The 17,865-nt window shown below is 34.6% G+C and carries 14 protein-coding genes; 8 read left to right on the top strand and 6 right to left on the bottom strand.

Translation table 11 applies throughout. The features are described from left to right. The first annotated feature begins 447 nt into the window (after positions 1–447). The 3 genes from frr to AC07UM_RS01030 all read left to right on the top strand — a co-directional run bounded on the left by frr (position 448) and on the right by AC07UM_RS01030 (position 3,254). Complete coding sequence (frr, locus tag AC07UM_RS01040; RefSeq protein WP_494682878.1) at positions 448–1,002, top strand: ribosome recycling factor; 555 nt, start codon at positions 448–450, stop codon at positions 1,000–1,002. A 570-nt stretch (positions 1,003–1,572) separates the two neighbouring features. Then, on the top strand, positions 1,573–2,631 hold the full coding sequence (locus AC07UM_RS01035; RefSeq protein WP_494682879.1) for a 3-oxoacyl-ACP synthase III family protein: 1,059 nt from the start codon (positions 1,573–1,575) through the stop codon (positions 2,629–2,631). Between the two features lie 170 nt (positions 2,632–2,801). Then, positions 2,802–3,254 carry a hypothetical protein gene (locus AC07UM_RS01030; protein ID WP_494682880.1) on the top strand — a complete coding sequence of 151 codons (453 nt, stop codon included), beginning with the start codon at positions 2,802–2,804 and terminating at the stop codon, positions 3,252–3,254. Here AC07UM_RS01030 and AC07UM_RS01025 read toward each other — a convergent pair. From AC07UM_RS01025 to AC07UM_RS01005, 5 genes are all read right to left on the bottom strand, one after another. Continuing rightward, entirely contained in the window at positions 3,246–3,659 is a 414-nt protein-coding gene (locus AC07UM_RS01025; RefSeq protein ID WP_494683064.1) for a transposase, read from the bottom strand. The genes AC07UM_RS01030 and AC07UM_RS01025 overlap by 9 nt on opposite strands. A 481-nt stretch (positions 3,660–4,140) precedes the next feature. Then, the gene (locus AC07UM_RS01020) at positions 4,141–4,932 is read right to left on the bottom strand and encodes a hypothetical protein (protein ID WP_494682881.1); all 792 of its coding nucleotides are present in this window, start codon (positions 4,930–4,932) and stop codon (positions 4,141–4,143) included. 133 nt (positions 4,933–5,065) lie between these two features. After that, positions 5,066–6,523 (bottom strand): LptF/LptG family permease, encoded by a 1,458-nt coding sequence (locus AC07UM_RS01015; RefSeq protein WP_109738989.1) that lies wholly within the window; start codon positions 6,521–6,523, stop codon positions 5,066–5,068. Between the two features lie 110 nt (positions 6,524–6,633). Beyond that, positions 6,634–7,281, bottom strand: a complete 648-nt coding sequence (lolA1, locus tag AC07UM_RS01010) for an outer membrane lipoprotein periplasmic chaperone LolA1 (protein WP_109738988.1) — start codon at positions 7,279–7,281, stop codon at positions 6,634–6,636. Positions 7,282–7,344: 63 nt separating this feature from the next. After that, a complete protein-coding gene (locus AC07UM_RS01005; RefSeq protein WP_494682882.1) occupies positions 7,345–9,909 on the bottom strand; it encodes an FtsK/SpoIIIE family DNA translocase in 2,565 nt (854 codons plus the stop codon). 382 nt (positions 9,910–10,291) lie between these two features. Here AC07UM_RS01005 and AC07UM_RS01000 point away from each other — a divergent pair, with 382 nt between their 5' ends. From AC07UM_RS01000 to AC07UM_RS00990, 3 genes are all read left to right on the top strand, one after another. After that, the gene (locus tag AC07UM_RS01000; RefSeq protein WP_494682883.1) at positions 10,292–10,939 is read left to right on the top strand and encodes a cysteine hydrolase family protein; all 648 of its coding nucleotides are present in this window, start codon (positions 10,292–10,294) and stop codon (positions 10,937–10,939) included. A 67-nt stretch (positions 10,940–11,006) separates the two neighbouring features. Continuing rightward, a complete protein-coding gene (locus tag AC07UM_RS00995; RefSeq protein WP_494682884.1) occupies positions 11,007–11,588 on the top strand; it encodes a Crp/Fnr family transcriptional regulator in 582 nt (193 codons plus the stop codon). A 288-nt stretch (positions 11,589–11,876) separates the two neighbouring features. Next, positions 11,877–15,221, top strand: a complete 3,345-nt coding sequence (locus tag AC07UM_RS00990; protein ID WP_494682885.1) for a cytochrome c biogenesis protein — start codon at positions 11,877–11,879, stop codon at positions 15,219–15,221. A 78-nt stretch (positions 15,222–15,299) separates the two neighbouring features. On the opposite strand, the gene AC07UM_RS00985 is transcribed toward AC07UM_RS00990, so the two are convergent. Continuing rightward, the gene (locus AC07UM_RS00985; RefSeq protein WP_494682886.1) at positions 15,300–16,073 is read right to left on the bottom strand and encodes a T9SS type A sorting domain-containing protein; all 774 of its coding nucleotides are present in this window, start codon (positions 16,071–16,073) and stop codon (positions 15,300–15,302) included. Positions 16,074–16,312: 239 nt separating this feature from the next. Here AC07UM_RS00985 and AC07UM_RS00980 point away from each other — a divergent pair, with 239 nt between their 5' ends. Together AC07UM_RS00980 and AC07UM_RS00975 are read left to right on the top strand one after the other, a co-directional pair. Continuing rightward, positions 16,313–17,179 (top strand): SPFH domain-containing protein, encoded by an 867-nt coding sequence (locus tag AC07UM_RS00980; protein WP_494682887.1) that lies wholly within the window; start codon positions 16,313–16,315, stop codon positions 17,177–17,179. Between the two features lie 78 nt (positions 17,180–17,257). Then, positions 17,258–17,446, top strand: coding sequence for a type II toxin-antitoxin system antitoxin (locus tag AC07UM_RS00975; protein ID WP_494682888.1), 189 nt, complete (start codon positions 17,258–17,260; stop codon positions 17,444–17,446). Positions 17,447–17,865: the final 419 nt, after the last annotated feature.

Raw genomic sequence — 17,865 nt, 5'->3', positions numbered from 1 at the left:
TAAAATTAGTTTTTAATATGATAAGAGTTGTTTTTCAAGAAATTATCTTTTGTAAGACTTCCCGTTTTTTATCATAACATAGATCTTATGATAAGTCGTCATATTTATCAATAAGAAACTTCTTTAAAAGAACATAGTAAAATAAGCCATAAAAAATGATATGCCAGTAAGTAGAAACAACCAAAATATAAGATAGGTATTTGTACCTCAGGTTTTTGGCCTTAAGGGAGTTTTCAAACAAGCAATTATGCTGTAGGAGCAAGTGCACAAAATCCATCTATGGAAATAGCTATTATTCGAAAACAATTATTATTTTTGCAGCATTGAATAGCAAAAAATAGTTTAAAACAGTAAGAAATCGCTGGTTTTTACAGTTTTTTTAAATTTTAAACAATTGATATTCAGACTTATTAATAGATGTGTAACTTATCAAACTTTAATATAATAATGGAAGAATTAGATCTTATATTAGAATCTGTAAAACAAGACATGGATGGAGCTGTAAAGCACTTGGATCATGCATTTCAAAGAATTAGAGCAGGACGTGCTTCTACGGCAATGGTTCAGGATGTAATGGTAGAATATTACGGAGCACCTACTCCTATTAACCAGGTTGCGAATGTTTCTGTTCCGGATGCAATGACCATCTCTATTCAACCTTGGGACAGAACTGCAATCAATGCAATTGAAAAAGCGATCATCAACTCAAATTTAGGTTTTGCACCTTCTAATAATGGAGAGAATATTATCCTGAATGTTCCGCCTTTGACAGAGGAAAGAAGAAGAGAGCTTGCAAAACAAGCTAAAGTGGAGGCTGAAAATACTAAAGTAACCGTAAGAAATGCAAGACAAGATGGTTTGAAAGAACTTAAAAAATTAGAAGGCGTTTCTGAAGATGTTGTAAAAGGAGTGGAAGAAGAAATCCAGGCTTATACAGATAAATATGTGAAAATTTGTGATGAGCATCTTAAGACAAAAGAAGCTGAAATTATGAAAGTATAATTTTCAGTTATTTGAAAATAATCAAGAGGTTTCCATTGAAAACCTCTTTTTTTTGTAGATTAAAGTTCAATACTAGCATTTTTTATGTTTATGCTGTACATAAAGTGAATGATGGAGATCAAAAGAAAATATTTTCAATGAGGATTTACTTTTTCAAACAAATATGATCTTTATAGTATTATCCGTTTTTAATAGTGTATTTTTAGATGTGAATTTGTAAAAATCACATTTTCAATATGTTAAATTATTTTTTTATTGTAGAACAATGAGGCCGGAAGCTTTAATGATTCGGTTGTTTTCATTGGGCCTCTTGTGAGTAGCAGGAGGTTTTGTTTCACTCAATTCACTCTACCAAGACTAAGAGAACTTCACGGATGTTTTTTGAGCAGCATCTTTTTTGTTTTTTTATTGAAAATTAAAGTTATTGAATGATAGAATGTTGCATTTTTATCAGTGATGATCTGTATTCTTTGCATAAAAAGAAATGATGATTATTAGCTTTTAATCGTTATATTTACAAAATTATTCCGATTTATTATATAATGATCTGGAAATCAAAATGCTAAAGCGATGACTAAAATTATTGGTGTAGGCAACTACATCCCATCGGAAACAATAACCAATTTATTTTTTGATAAACATATTTTTCTTAATGAAGAAGGGGTATTATTAAAAGAGAATAATGCTTCCATTACAGACAAGTTAAAAAAAATTACAGGTATTGAAGAAAGGAGATATGCCCACAGCACAGAGGTCACTTCAGATCTTGGCTTTATTGCCGCTCGCTCGGCAATAGAAGATGCAGGGATAGATCCTGAAACATTAGATTATGTCATATTTGCCCATAATTTCGGAGATGTCCGTTTCGGGGCTATTCAGTCTGATTCGGTACCCAGCCTTGCAGCAAGAGTAAAACATTTATTAGGGATCAGAAATAACTTCTGCGTAGCCTATGATGTTCTTTTTGGCTGTCCCGGGTGGATTGAAGGAGTGATACAGGCTAATGCCTTTATTAAAGCTGGTATTGCAAAACGATGTTTGGTGATTGGTGCTGAAACACTTTCCCGTGTGGTGGATATTCACGACAGAGATAGTATGATCTATGCTGATGGAGCGGGAGCGGCTATTCTGGAAGTTAACAATGACGACGATTCTGGTATTAAAGCCCACTTATCGGCTTCTTATACATTCAATGAGAAAGATTTCCTGTATTTTGGAAAATCTTACAACAATGATAAATGTCCGGATACACGATACATCAAAATGGATGGCAGGAAAATATATGAGTTTGCTCTAATCAATGTTCCTGATGCCATGAAAAAATGTCTGGATAGCAGTGGTTTTACCATTGACCAGCTGGATAAAATCATTATTCACCAGGCGAATGAAAAAATGGATGAAGCCATCGTTAGCAGGTTTTATCAATTATATGAAACACCGGTTCCTGAAAATATAATGCCTATGGTTATTCATAAACTTGGAAACAGCAGTGTGGCAACCATTCCCACTTTGTTGACAATGATTTTAAAGGATGAAATGGAACATCATAAGATTAAGAAAAATGATGTAGTGTTATTTGCTTCAGTAGGGGCCGGAATGAATATTAACGCGTTTGTTTATCAGTTTTAAGTTTATATTATTGTTTATTTTCAATTTTATTATTATTTAATAAAATAAGAGCAATATTTTTATTGTGAATTTTTTATAAGGCTATTAAAGTAATCTACTTTTTTTCAAAAAAAATGGCATGAGTTTTGAGTCTGCGTTTATAAACCATTTGATTTAAAAAAAATATTTTTATGAGAAAAAGTGAATTGCTAAGGTTAAAAACCAATAGTCTCTTGAAGTTTTCAATGTATTTATTCGTTTTTGTAATAGTTTCGACTTCATTTACTAATATCCCAAAAACTAGAAATGGTGAAGTTGAGGATGTTATTATGTCAAGAGCTAAAAAAAAATCAGATTTAACTAAGGTATATACCCGCAAAAAAAATACTGAAGATAGTGATAGATTAGTACTCCATTTTATTGGAAAGTACGTACAACATAAATATGAGCTTCATTTAGGTGAAAGTATTCAAAAAGGAAAATTTGTAGAGATAATAAAGAACGGCGATGTATATTATTATTTGAAAGATGCGAAAGGTAAAGTTAAAAAAGTCTTTATGTGTTCAGGTAATGATGCAACAATTTTTGAATTGAATAGCAAGAATGAAAAAGTTGATACTTTATATCTAAAATACCTAAAATAGCCTGAGTTCAGCGTAAGCAAAGTTTAAAAATAATTGACCGTCATTTAGTTTTTTCAAATTAAGTGACGGTTTTTTTAGAAATAAACAATATGCAGTTAATTCTCCCAAAATATTTATTATAAAGTTGTTCACACTTCGCTGTCTGGTGTGTTCAACCCGACAGTGATTCTTCAATTTGTCACTTATGGTTTTCCAAACCAGTTGCTTGGTCATCTTTTTTATATGGTTTGGATTTCTATCATCCACATTTCCTTTTGTCACATAAAAAGATAAAAGTTCTCTTTTTTCATTGCATAACAAATGTAGCTTAAAACCATAGAACCAGCCCATTGAGGACTTGCCTCGTTTTCCCAGACATTTTTTAATTTGTACATTAAACTCTTTACAAAAATGATTGATTTGTATAAAAAGATTTGTAATGGCTTTTCAAATCCACAGCAATAAATTATTTAAACATTTGAATATCATAAATTTAGATGCGATTATTGTTGCTGTTTTCCACAAATGTTATTTCAATTATTATCCCGAACTCAGGTTAAAATAAATAGAAGCTGCTTTACAACATTCTATTGATCCTTTCATATTTATGCTTTAACAGTGATTGGTAGGTTTTGGGCAACTCGTCTACATTACACTTAATTTCCTTACTTGGAATGTTATCATGAGGAGCTATTTTTTTCTTATCAACAAACGTTTGCAGTGAATCTTTTTTACAACAAGACTATTCTTTGAAAGAGGTTCGTTGTAAACCATTTTATATCTATTTATTTTATCCGAATAAATTAGCAGATTCACTATGAGGAATAAGGGTATGTTTTGATAGTTAATAAAAGTACAAAATAAGTAATAGAATAAAAAAAGCTTTCATTCGAAAGCTTTATGTTTTTTACTTACAGTTCTCATTGTAATCATAGATTACTTCATTGATAATTGAAAGTTTATCTACTGTAGAATTGCTGATTTCGTCTCTGATAAATTTTCCTAGACCGGTTCTTTTCTTCTCCTCATTTTTCAGGGAACCATATTCTCCTTTTGTTATTTTTGCTTTTACATAAGGGCAGTCTGCAAGGATAATTTTTGCTTTTGCGGGAGTCAGTTCCTCTACTTTTCCATTTTTCTTGGAAAAGATATAATTCGGGTTTTCTTTTAATCTTTCTGTTTCTGCATAGGTGATGGCCTGTGTACTGTTTGCAGAAAGCGCTGTAGGATAACCATATAATTTATAAACTGTTATTTTACCCTCTACTATAACTTCTGCAAACTGATCCGTTCTGGAAAGATTATTGATCGCTTTAAAGCCGGCAGCCAATCCTGTTGTACTTTCAGAACTGTTTAAAGCCTCTCTCATATTGGAATATTTTACGGACTTAAAAATCCTTGGAGTATCACCTTCATACAGCATATATTCTTTGATGTCGTCTGTATCGTAGGTTTTAAATTTGATTTTGTTTTTTACTTTATCAATATCAGCAATTGCAGCAAATTTTACTTTTAACTGATTTTGCCATGGGCTGGAGTAGCCTCCGTGCAGTTGTACAACTCCTTCCGTTTTCCTTCCTGATTTATCAATAATGTATCCGTATTTTTCACTATTATAGGTTCCGTTTTCATCTTGATCCTGAGCATAGGCGTTCAATGAAAGAAGACCAAATAGGCCAATAAGTAGTAATTTCTTCATGGTTTTGTTTTAAATTCCAGCAAATATAAATTTTTATATTCAATAATATAAAACTAAATGTTTTACAAAAAATCAATAAAAAAGCTCCGAAAAAATCGAAGCTTTACTATTAATCTTATTTCTTGTATCAGAATTACTGATATCTCTGATGTTCTTTACTTTTTGTAAACCTTTTTGTGATCGGTTTGAATAGTGTTTTGTATTTTTCCGCATCAAATAATTGTGAATCGGTAAGCGCTTTATATGTCATCCATACTCCAAAAGGAAGAAGGATCAGGTTAGGAAGCCACGCCGCAAGATAAGGGTTCATTTTCCCACTCCATGACATGTTTTCTACCCCAACATTCATGACATAAAAGATAATGAAAATGACAATCGCAATGATTACCGGAAGCCCCATTCCTCCTTTTCTGATGATAGACCCCAAACTGGCTCCAATCAGGAAGAAGATGATACAGGTCACCGAATAAGCAACAATTCTCTGCTGATAGATTACCACCTTGCTGAAGTATTTTACATTGGAACTGTACTCATTCTTTTTAGACTCCAAAGTCGATTTTAGGTTTTCTAATCTGTTGTAGGAGTTATAAATAATTTCCAGTTTTTTGTCACCTTTTACCGTATCCAGTTTTATCTGGGTTTTGGGAGCTACTTTATGTTTGTTGCCCTTATCCATATAAGTAACAACGGAATTAGTCTGGTTAAGGACCTCAGAACCGATATTGTCAAAGAACTGCTTATTGTCTTTCTTGTTCTTAGCAATCGTTCCATCGAGCTGGTTATACGTCTGGAAACGGTAGTCGTCTGTAATCTGTTCTTTTTCGATCGCTTTATTAATGATCTCACTGATGTCGAAGTGGGAAGTCAGCGTGTCAAATTTAATAGCCTGATCAGGCTGTTTCTGTCTTACATTGTCACCTTTTCCAGCGAATGCATCTTCAAATACATATCCATTATACAAGACAAGCTTTAGGTAGTTTTTATTAGCAGCCGGAACAAACTTTCCTTTTTCTGCCACTACAGATTGTTGATTTTCGTAAGCATTCGCTTTTTTATGAACAAAAACCCCTTCAATATTTTCTCCGTTTTCTCCGTATATTTTATCAAATTTTACCATATAACCAGGAATCTGATCAATAAACTGCCCCGGAGTAAAATTGATAGCCGGCTTTGTCTGGGCAATATTGAAAAGCATGTTCTTGGCTTTTTTCTGAAAATCCGGGATAATATTATTAGAGAAGAAAAAGAGCATGATAGCAAGTGCTGTTGAAATTCCAAGCAAAGGAGTCATTACCCTTGTCAAAGGAATTCCTGCTGCTTTCATCGCGGCAAGCTCATACCGTTCTCCAAATTCCCCGAATGACATGATACTGGCAAGGAGAATCGTAAGCGGTAGAACCATACTGATAACGTTTACCCCAAGGTAAAAAAGAAGCTTGAGGATCTGCCAGTAGCTTAACCCTTTTCCCATAAATTGTCCCAACTGAACCCAGATAATGTTTACAATAAAAATGAAAAACAATACGCTGAATATAAAGAAAAACGGTCCAAAGAAGGTTTTTATGATATATCGGTCTAGTATTTTTAACATGCGCCAAAATTAATCAAAAAGCCACAAAGTTTACTTGTGGCTTTTTATATTTTGTTATTTTTTTAATTTAAAAAGCAAATTTGCGTATTTGCGAATTCACTTTCAGCTTTTTAAAGTTCTGTAATTACGTAGTTTTTGAACTTATTCTTGTCAAAAACAAACATATTAGGATCCAGTTCCTGGTTTTCTTTGTATTCTTTAATCGCAATTACGGCAACATCTTTGTTATTTCCGTGTTGTTCCAGTTTTACCATCTGCTTTTTCGCAGAATCTACAAAAATGTACACAAACTGTATTCCGTTTGCTTTTACAGGCGTAAGCTTAATAAAATCAGCATTGACACCATTCACCATTTTCTTACCATTATACGTTACGTTATAATCGTTTCTGTAGGTTGTAAGATAATTGATAGGGGAGAACATGGTGCCGCTTCCGTTAGGTTTAGCAACCGTTACTTCCATATCATCAGCATTGATATTGTAAATTTTGTTTCCGTCGAAGATCTGCTCTGTATCCATGATCTTCAGTTTGTATTTTTCTCCGGCAACATAATAAATACCCGGTTCCGTTTTCGTCACCTGTCCGTTAAGACCGCTTCCAAAAGAAAATTTGAAGTAAGAATTCTTTTTAGAATTGTAGTTGGCTGTAATATCATCTAATATCTTTTTGGCTTTAGCATCAATCTTCTGAGCATTGGCCATACCTACTGCACTTACAACAAAACTTCCTAATATAACTTTTGAAATAATATTTTTCATTTTTTTATTTAATAATCTTTAGACATTCTTAATTTTGAAAGGTTAAATCATTCGATTTTCCCTTTAACTACGCAGATCTTCCAAAAACTGTTCCAAAGAATGAAGGTCACTGATGATCACCTCTCTTGCTTTAGCTCCGTTGAAACCTCCTACAATACCACTTGCTTCCAACTGATCCATGATTCTTCCGGCTCTGTTATACCCCAGTTTCAATTGTCTCTGAAGCATTGAGGTAGATCCCTGTTGAGTAGAAACTATAATTCTTGCAGCATCTTCAAACAAAGCATCCTTTTCATTTGGGTCAAAAGCACCTACTGAACTTGTAGAATCTTCAGAAACATATTCAGGAAGTAAGAATGCTGAAGCATAACCTTTCTGTTCTCCAATAAACTCTGCCAGTCTTTCTACTTCCGGAGTGTCTACGAAAGCACACTGAAGTCTTAAGATCTCGTTTCCGTTGAAATAAAGCATGTCTCCTTTACCAATCAGCTGATCTGCTCCCGGAGAGTCAAGGATCGTTCTGGAGTCTACACTGGAAATTACTCTGAAGGCAGCCCTTGCAGGGAAGTTGGCCTTGATCATTCCTGTAATTACATTTACAGAAGGTCTTTGTGTTGCAACGATAAGGTGAATACCTACGGCTCTTGCAAGCTGTGCAAGTCTGGCGATCGGTAATTCAACTTCTTTTCCTGCTGTCATGATCAAATCTGCAAACTCGTCTACTACCAATACAATATAAGGTAGATAACGGTGTCCGTTTTCAGGATTCAATTTTCTTTCTGTAAATTTCTTATTGTACTCTTTCAAGTTTTTACAGAAAGCATTTTTAAGAAGGTCGTATCGGGTGTCCATCTCAATACAAAGAGAGTTCAGGGTATTGATTACTTTATTGGTATCTGTAATGATCGCTTCTTCCGCATCCGGCAGTTTTGCTAAATAATGTCTTTCAATTTTTGAATATAATGAAAGCTCCACTTTTTTAGGATCCACCATAACGAATTTCAGTTCACTTGGGTGCTTTTTATAAAGAAGGGAAGTAAGAATGGCATTAATTCCTACAGATTTACCCTGACCTGTTGCTCCTGCCATCAGCAAGTGAGGCATTTTTGAAAGGTCAGCCATAAAGATTTCGTTGGAAATAGTCTTACCGAAAACCACCGGAAGATCCATATCCGTATTCTGGAATTTTTGAGAAGCAATTACAGAACGCATAGAAACCATCGTAGGATTTTTTCTTGGTACCTCAATACCGATTGTTCCTTTTCCAGGCATCGGAGCAATAATTCTGATTCCTAAAGCAGAAAGGTTCAGCGCGATGTCATCTTGTAGTTTTTTGATGGCTGCTACTCTGATTCCCGCTTCCGGAACAATTTCGTATAAAGTAACGGTAGGACCGATGGTAGCTTTGATCTCTGCAATTCCTACGTTGAAATTCTTCAGAAGTCCAACAATCTTATTTTTATTTTCTTCTAATTCTTCCTTGTTAATGGAAATCTCTTCATTTCCATAGTCTTTCAGTAAGTCTACAGGCGGCATATGGAAATTAGCAAGGTCCAGCTTATGGTCGTACAAACCGTGTTTTTCTACAAGCTCCTGTGATTTTTTATCAGAATCGTCTAGAATATCAATAACCGGAGCTACTTCTACATTGAATTTAATATTTTCCTGCGCAGGGGAAGTTGCTGCAGAAGACGGGGTAGAAGGTCTGATATCAAATGCTTCCTCCGGAGTGGAAACCGGAATAATTGGTTTTGTAGATAAATTTAAGCTTACCGGTTGGTTCACTTCTCTTGGCTCCGCTTCAAAAGAAGTATGATTGGGAGTTGTAATTGTTTCTATATCGGTAGAAAGCGGAACTTCAGGAAATCCTTTCGGAATACTCACTGGTGCTGGCTCTTTCTTTGTATTGATTGAGTTATTGGAAACTTCACTTACCGTAACACGAGGAGCATCTTCCTGTTCTGTTTCTTCTATTTCCTCTTTCAATTCTTCATCAGCATCGAAATCTTCATCAGAATCAGGAATCATAGATTTTACTTTTCCAATCGTATTTTCATTGATCTTGTCCAGTTTTGCTTTGATGGAACTTGGACGAAGATTAAATTCAAGAATAAAATATAAAAGGATACTTGCAGCCAATACAGTCCATAGGCCTACTGTCCCAATGATAGAATTAAGGTAATCCATAATCTGAAATCCATAGACTCCTCCTAAAACACCTTGCCCTTTGGTAAGTGCCCCCATGAAAATAGGAAGCCAGCAGATGAAAAATAAAGAATGCCCGATGGTTTTCCAGGGTTTGAAGATTTTTTTCTTAAGAATCAGCGTACCGACTACCAAAAATAAAAATGCAATAATGAATGAGGCAATACCAATACTTTCGAAAATGAAAATATTTCCCAGCCAATCGCCTACCTTGCCAAAGATATTTGAAGATTTTATAGTCTTGTCCAGCATCGTTCCCGCCTGGCTTTGATCTGCTTTCCAGTTCATTAAATAAGAGATGAATGAGAATGCAAGAACAGCCGAGAAAAGTATAAAAGTAAGCCCGGAAAAAATACGGGGCTTAGATAAAATTCTGCCTTTTTCAGGCGATTCAGTCTGTTTTTTTTGTGTCTTTTTGTCCATAATATCAGTGTCACAAATTTAATGTTTTTTCAACATTAAAAGAATCTTTTTCTCCAAAAAACATTTTGGAAATCCCGCTTTTTACAGCGATTATTTAAAATTTGATTAAAAAATATTTTCTGCTATTGAGAAAATAAAATAAAAATAAAATAAGACTATTTTTTTTGTTTATCCAAATCTGATCCTGTTAAATTATATTAACTAGTTGTTTTTTGTTTCCTTTTAAAAAGATAATAAAATTTCTTATTTAATTCTACAGGAATAAAAAAAATAATAATATTCAATAATATGATTGATATTACAGAAGGTTAGTTACTTTTTTGAACTAGTTCAAAGGTTAAGATCGGGAGCCTATGTAATTTTGTCTCATAAAATTTCACATATGAAAAATAGACTCAAAACGATTCTGACCTTAGGTCTGGTATTTATTTCACTGATTAGAATGAACGCACAACAAAAACAAAAAATGGAAAACACCGCATTATTAATTATCGATGTACAAAATGATTATTTCCAGGGAGGAAAAATGACATTGGAAAAAGCTGAACAGGCTGGAGAAAACAGTAAAAAGGTTTTAGAATATTTCAGGAAAAATAATCTTCCTGTTATTCATATTCAACATATTTCTGACAATGAGGGAGCAACCTTTTTTCTCCCGGATACGGATGGTGCTAAAATCAATCATTTAGTTTCACCAAAAGAAGATGAAAAAGTAATTGTCAAGCATTTTCCAAACAGCTTCAGGGAAAATGATCTTTTGACTTATCTTCAATCAAAGAAAATTAAAAATCTGGTGATCACAGGAATGATGACAGATGTGTGTGTGGATGCCACTATCAGAGCCGCTTTTGATTTTGGGTTTAGCAATACGATGATTATCGGTGATGCCACGGCAACGAGAAACCGGGAACTGAACGGAGAAATTGTAAAAGCTGCAGAAGTACAGAAATCCTTTTTAGCGGGAATGTCTGCCTTGGGAAATCTTTATGCCCAAGTTGTCAATACAAATGATTTTTTAAATAGAAAATAACTTAACATAATAGAGGGTTGTAAAGGTGTCAATAATTTTGATACCTTTATTTTGCTTAAACAGAAGAATGTCCGATTTACTTTATAAAAATATCAGTCAATATATAAATCTGTCAGATGAAGATTTCAACCGCTTTATAAAACCTTTTGAACCCAGAACGTTTAAAAAGAAAGAAATGGTTCTCAAAGAAGGAGACCATTGCCTTTTTGAAGGTTTTATTTTGAAGGGGTGTTTTAAAATTTATTACCTGAACGAAACCGGATTTGAGCAGACTTTATATTTTGCAGTGGAGGGATGGTGGATTACAGATATAGACAGTTTGATCAATCATGTTCCTTCTATATTGAACATTGAAGCTCTTGAGGATAGTGAAGTATTGATGATTTCAAAAAAAGATAAAGAGGTCTTGTACGAAACAATGCCTCAGATAGAAAAGCTTTTCAGAATCATGAACCAAACATCTTCAGTGGCACTTCAAAGAAGAATTCTTTCTTTAACGGGCAAAACCGCTGATAAACGATATTTGGAATTCCTTGAAAAATATCCGGGATTAGAACAAAGACTGACTCAGCAGCAGGTGGCTTCCTATTTGGGAATTACCCATGAATTTTTAAGTAAAATCAGGAAGAAAATAAATTTGGGGAAATAGTTTATATTTTTATTTCCTTTTTAAAATAATATAAAGGATTTTAACTATTTGTCTATTAGTGTTTTTGTGACTTTTTAAAGGTTGCGAGATAGAAGACTTCAATCAGCAGAATAGGTATTATAAATCTGGATTCCGCAGATTTTTAAAATTGAATTTTTCCTAATATTTTTGGGCTTATTAAGAATGTTTCAAAATAAGCAAAACCGGGGCCAAAGTGACAAAAAACAGCTTTTTTTACGCTCTTTGTAGTTTATCATGCTTATTTTTGCATGTCAAGTACAATAAATCATGAAGAAGCTCCAAGATATTCTTATCTCAACCAGAACAATGGCTGTATTGTTGCTGGTGTACGCATTTGCGATGGCTTATGCAACGTTCTTAGAAAACGACTACGGAACTCCTACAGCAAAAGCATTAATTTATGAGGCCAAATGGTTCGAACTGATCATGGTCGTGCTCATTCTTAACTTCATAGGCAATATCGGAAGATATAGACTGTGGAAAAAGGAAAAATGGCCGGTTCTTGTTTTCCACCTTGCCTTTATTTTCATTTTCATCGGGGGTGCTATCACAAGATACATCAGTTTTGAAGGGCAAATGCACATCAGAGAAGGTGAGACTTCCAACGAAATCGTAACGGATAAAAATTTCTTTAAAATCCAGATCGAAGAAAAAGGAGATGTTCTTAACTATCAGGATGTTCCTTATCTGATGTCACCGTTGCACAAAGATTTCAATGCAACTTATGACTTCCACGGAAAAGAAGTGAAAGTGTTTGCTAAGGAATACATTCAAAGAAAAAAAGACAGCCTTGTAGCTGAGCCAAATGGTGCAGAGTATCTTCATTTGGTTTCTACCGGAAATACCGGAAGACAAAACATTTACATCAAACCGGGAGAGACAAAATCGATCAACGGAACTTTGGTGACATTCAACAGAGCTATTGAAGGAGCTGTTGAATTCAAAAATGAAGGCGGGAAATTGTTCATCAAAACTCCTGTGGATGCCAACTATATGACCATGGCTACTCAGGCTACCGGAACTACCGTTAAAAATGAGTTCCAGCCGTTAGCATTAAGAAGTTTATATACAATCAACGAATTAAAACTTGTAGTTCCTGAAGGCCTTAAAAAAGGAAGACTGATTGCTATTGAAGGGGACAGAAAGAAAGATGCTAGTGTTCCGGATATGCTTCAGATTGAGCTTCAGGGACCAAAAACAAAACGTTTGGTAGATCTTTCTGTTGAAAGAGGAAATCCAAATGCTTACAAACAGGTTACTATGGATGGTTTAAACATTATGGTAGGCTTCGGACCTAAAGTATACAACACGCCTTTCGCATTGAAACTGGATGATTTCGTTATGGAAACTTATCCTGGAAGTTCGTCTCCAAGTGCTTATGAAAGTCACATTAAAATCATTGATGAAGGTAAAGAAATTCCTTATAAAATCTATATGAACCACGTTCTTAATCATAAAGGATACCGTTTCTTCCAGTCAAGTTTTGACCCGGACAGAATGGGAACAGTACTTTCTGTAAATCATGATTTCTGGGGAACTTTGATTTCTTACATTGGATATGGTCTTTTATTCTTAGGAATGTTTGTTATTTTCTTCTGGAAAGGAACACACTTCTGGAAATTAAATAAAATGCTTGTAGATGCTAGTAAGAAGAAAGCTGCTGCCGTATTATTGGTTCTTTTAAGCTTAGGTTTAAATGCACAGAAAATCGAAACGCATGGTACTACTGACGGAAGCAGAGAGCACATCCATGTAGAAGGAGATAATCATTCTCACGCACCGGCTCCATCTGCTCAACCGCTTGATGGTGCTGCTCCAAAGAGTAACTCATTGGCAACTCCAATGGGTAAAATGAGATCTATCTCTCCGGATGAAATCATTGCGAGAAACAAAATCAGTAAAGAGCATGCGGATAAATTCGGATACCTTTTGGTGCAAAGTTTTGAAGGAAGAATTGTTCCTATCAATACAGAAGCATTAGATGTTTTAAGAAAATTGTATAAAAAAGACGAATTTAAAGGAACAGACGGAAAATCGCTTACTGCTAACCAATGGTTCCTCTCTATCAATACAGACACTCCAAGCTGGACAATGGTTCCAATGATCAAAGTGGGACCGAAAGGGGGTGATGAACTGAAAAATAAAACAAAGGCTGATGAAGATGGCTATACTTCACTGATGAACCTTTTCCCGGCGGATGCTAATGGTAATCTAACATATATTTTAGATCATGATTACAATACGGCTTTCCGTAAGAAACCGGCTGACCAGACCAATTATGATAAAGAAGTCATTGCTGTAAACGAAAGAGTACAGATCTTCAACGAGTTCTTTAGCGGTCAGTTTATGAGAATTGTTCCTGTGAAAAATGATGCCAATCATACATGGCATTCATGGTTAGATCAGAAATTCGAACCGGATATGGAATCTCAGCAGGTAATGGGACCTTATTTTGCTGAAGCACTTAGTGCTCAGAAATCAGGAGACTGGAGCAAAGCGGATGCAGAATTGGCAAAGCTTTCAGAGTATCAGCAGAAATGGGGGAAAGCAGTAGTTCCTGCAAAATCTAAAGTTGATCTTGAGGTTTTCATGAATAAAGCGGATATTAACTTCAAATTATTGATTTTCTATACCATCATTGGAGGTCTTCTTTTAATTCTAGGGTTTGTTGAATTATTCAAGCCAAATAAAGTATTAAGCAAGACTATCAAAGTGACTATTTACGTTGGATTAGTAGGATACATTTGTCATTTCTTAGGTCTTGTAGCAAGATGGTATATCTCGGGACACGCTCCTTGGAGTAACGGATATGAAGCGATCATCTTTATTTCATGGGTAGGTATTACAGCTGGTTTGTCGTTCTATTTTAGATTTACAAAACCTAATTTGGGCCAGAGAGCAGCTTTGGCGGTTGGGAATTTAGTGAATAATAAAGGAGGAGCTGGTGTCAATGCTCTGATTCCTGCTTCTGGATTTATGGTGGCTGTAATCATGATGGGATTTGCACACGGAGGTTCTGCTCTTGATCCGCAGATCACACCGCTTGTTCCGGTATTGAAGTCTTATTGGCTGATTGTTCACGTAGCAATTATTACTTCCAGTTACGGATTCTTTGCATTGTCAATGATCATTGCTGTAATCTCATTGGTATTCTATATTATATCCAATAAAGAAACGTATAAAATTCACCACGACACAACATTAAAAGAATTGGTAGTCGTTTCTGAAATGTCATTAACAATCGGATTGTTTGCATTAACGGTAGGAAACTTCTTAGGAGGGATCTGGGCCAACGAATCTTGGGGAAGATACTGGAGCTGGGACCCGAAAGAAACTTGGGCTTTCATTTCCATCATGGTATATGCATTTGTATTGCACATGAGGTTAGTACCTGGATTGAGAAGCAGATGGGCATTCCACGTAGCAACAATGTTTGCGTTCTGCTCAATGGTAATGACTTATTTTGGGGTAAATTACTACCTGAGCGGACTTCACTCGTATGCAGCAGGAGATCCGGTGCCAGTACCAGCTTGGGTATATATCGGAATCGCAACAATGATTACGCTATCAGCAGTATCTTATTTCAAGTTTAAAACTTTAACGAAGAAATAAAATTTCAAACATATAAAAAGCAAAATCCCGGAATTCTTTTTCCGGGATTTTTTTATGAATATAGAAATTAATAATGGGCTAGTTCTTAATAAATTTAGAGCGCATTTCACCTATCTGATAAAAGTAAGTTCCAACAGGTAAGTTTTCAACATTGATTGAAATTCTGCTGTCCGACATATTGAAATGCTGAGTTAAAACCTTTTTTCCTGTGCTTTCATAAATTTCTACTGTATTTGAGCCTTTCCCCGGATTTATTATATTTAAAATCTTATTCGTAGGATTGGGAAAGGCAGAAAGTTGGGCTTTTGACTGAATTTCTTTTGCAGAAAGTGAGGTTGTTGGCAAGCTATAAATTTCAGTTGAATTTGTATTTTGGTTGAATAATCTTAGCTTATTGATATTAGCGGTATTGTCGTGATAAATATTGATGTCATATTCATCAGTGAACTTATAATTTGGACCAAACTCATGTATTGTATTTCCGTCTTCATTGTAAATTTTTATAATGTATTCTCTTTCAAAGGTGGCAGGATTGTATTTTTCAAATGTGATAATAATTTCCAGTTTATTATCAGTGTTAAAAATATTTTTAGATAATATAAAATTGTTATTGTATTGATCTATAAACATACTATACCCGCTTGGCACAGCTGGAGTAAACTGTTTGTAAATAGAGTAATCTGCTTTATAGATTTTTACTTCATTCACAGAATGTCCTACCGAATAATAAAACGTTTCATCAGCATTGGTGTAAGCTTGCAAATTTTCAGAAACAAAATTTTTATCAAGTGTGATTTGTCCAAACATCAATCCTGTCATGGTCATTGCAGCGGATAACATGAATTTTTTCATAATTTTTAAATTTAAATTTTTACAAAAGTATTTTCTCATCCAATAACTTCCTTATGGCTTCCCGTAGCTTAATTATTATATTTTCTTTTTTTAATTCAAAAGTGTTCGAAACCATTTTTATTTCTGTACGATTTACCCTTATCCCGAACCTCTCAAAAAAAAATATAATTAATACCTCATAATTCAAAATTTATTGCCATCTTTATGATATCAAAATAATATCAAAATAAAATTCAATTATGGAAAAAACATTAAAACCTATGTCAGGTTACATTACACTGGTCATCTGTCTTGCTTTGTTTGTGGCAGCAGTTTACTTCTTTGTTAGTGGAGTAGATCAAAGTATTGCCTATGTGGTGATTGCCATGCTTTGTTTTCTTACTTCGTGCTTTTTTCTGAAAGGATTAATGATCATTCAGCCTAATCACTCAAGAGTATTGAACTTCTTTGGGAAATATGTAGGTTCGGTAAAAGAAAATGGACTGTTTTTTATCAATCCTTTGTACTCGTCACAGAAAATGTCTTTACGTTCCGAGAACTTACAAGGGCAGACCCTGAAGGTAAATGATAAAATGGGAAACCCTATCGAAATTGCTGTTGTAATCGTATGGAAAGTGGGAGATACTTATAAAGCTGCTTTTGATGTGGAGCGTTATTCTGACTTTGTAAAAATGCAGAGTGAAGCAGCAGTGCGTCATTTGGCCATGAGCTTTCCTTATGACAATTTAGAAGATGATCACGCACCGATCACTTTAAGAGAAGGTGGAGATAAGATCAATTCTATTTTAGAACAGGAACTTACAGACCGTCTTTCAAAAGCAGGAATTGTGATTCAGGAGGCAAGAATTTCACATTTGGCTTATGCTTCGGAAATTGCAGGAGCAATGCTTCAAAGACAGCAGGCTACAGCTATTGTTGCAGCAAGAACCAAAATTGTGGAAGGCGCTGTAGGAATGGTAGATCTTGCCCTGAAAAAGCTTTCAGAAGGTAATATCGTTGAACTTGATGATGAAAGAAAAGCAGCCATGGTAAGCAACCTAATGGTGGTTTTATGTGGTGAAAAAGCAGCAACCCCCATCCTAAATGCGGGAACACTGTATAACTAAGAATAATAATTAAAATTTTCAGGCTGATGATTGAACTTATAAACCTGGAAAATAAATCTTGCATTAAAAACAAGAACAATGAAATCAGAAAAAGCTCAGAACACTTCGGAAAATAAAGGTAAGAAATCCTTTGTCATAAGGATAGATGAGTCTACTTATAAACTTCTTGAAAAGTGGGCAGGCGATGAATTCAGAAGTGTGAATGGACAGATAGAATACCTGTTGCATCAGAGCCTGGTCAATGCAGGGAGAAAGAAGAATGATTAGTTTTAAAATGGTCAGTTTAAGATAATAAATGATGTTTTTCGGGTAATGATCAATTAGAACTTGGTATTTCATTCCTTTTTTTAATTATAGAAAATATAAAAAAGGGCTGTTTTTTTAACATTTCAATAAAAAAATGACAATTCGGTAATCCTTTTACAAAAAAAGAAAGCAGAGAAAATTTCTCTGCTTTTTTATTTTATACAACTCTGAAGCGTGTCTGCTCCAAAGTAGAATATGACGAGCCAAATCAAGCCTTTAATGGTAAAGAAAGCAAATCCCGCCCATCCTACACGCTTGAACCACTTTTTAAACTTTGAGTTGTTTTCTTGTGAATTTTCCATCGGTGATTATCAAAATGATTACCCTGCAAAGATAAGCATGTTTATAATTAGTCCAAATAAAAAACACATTAAAAATTA

It is taken from the genome of Chryseobacterium sp. GW821-FHT04C04 (genome assembly GCF_059420365.1).
This window is presented reverse-complemented; position numbering and strand designations above follow the sequence as displayed.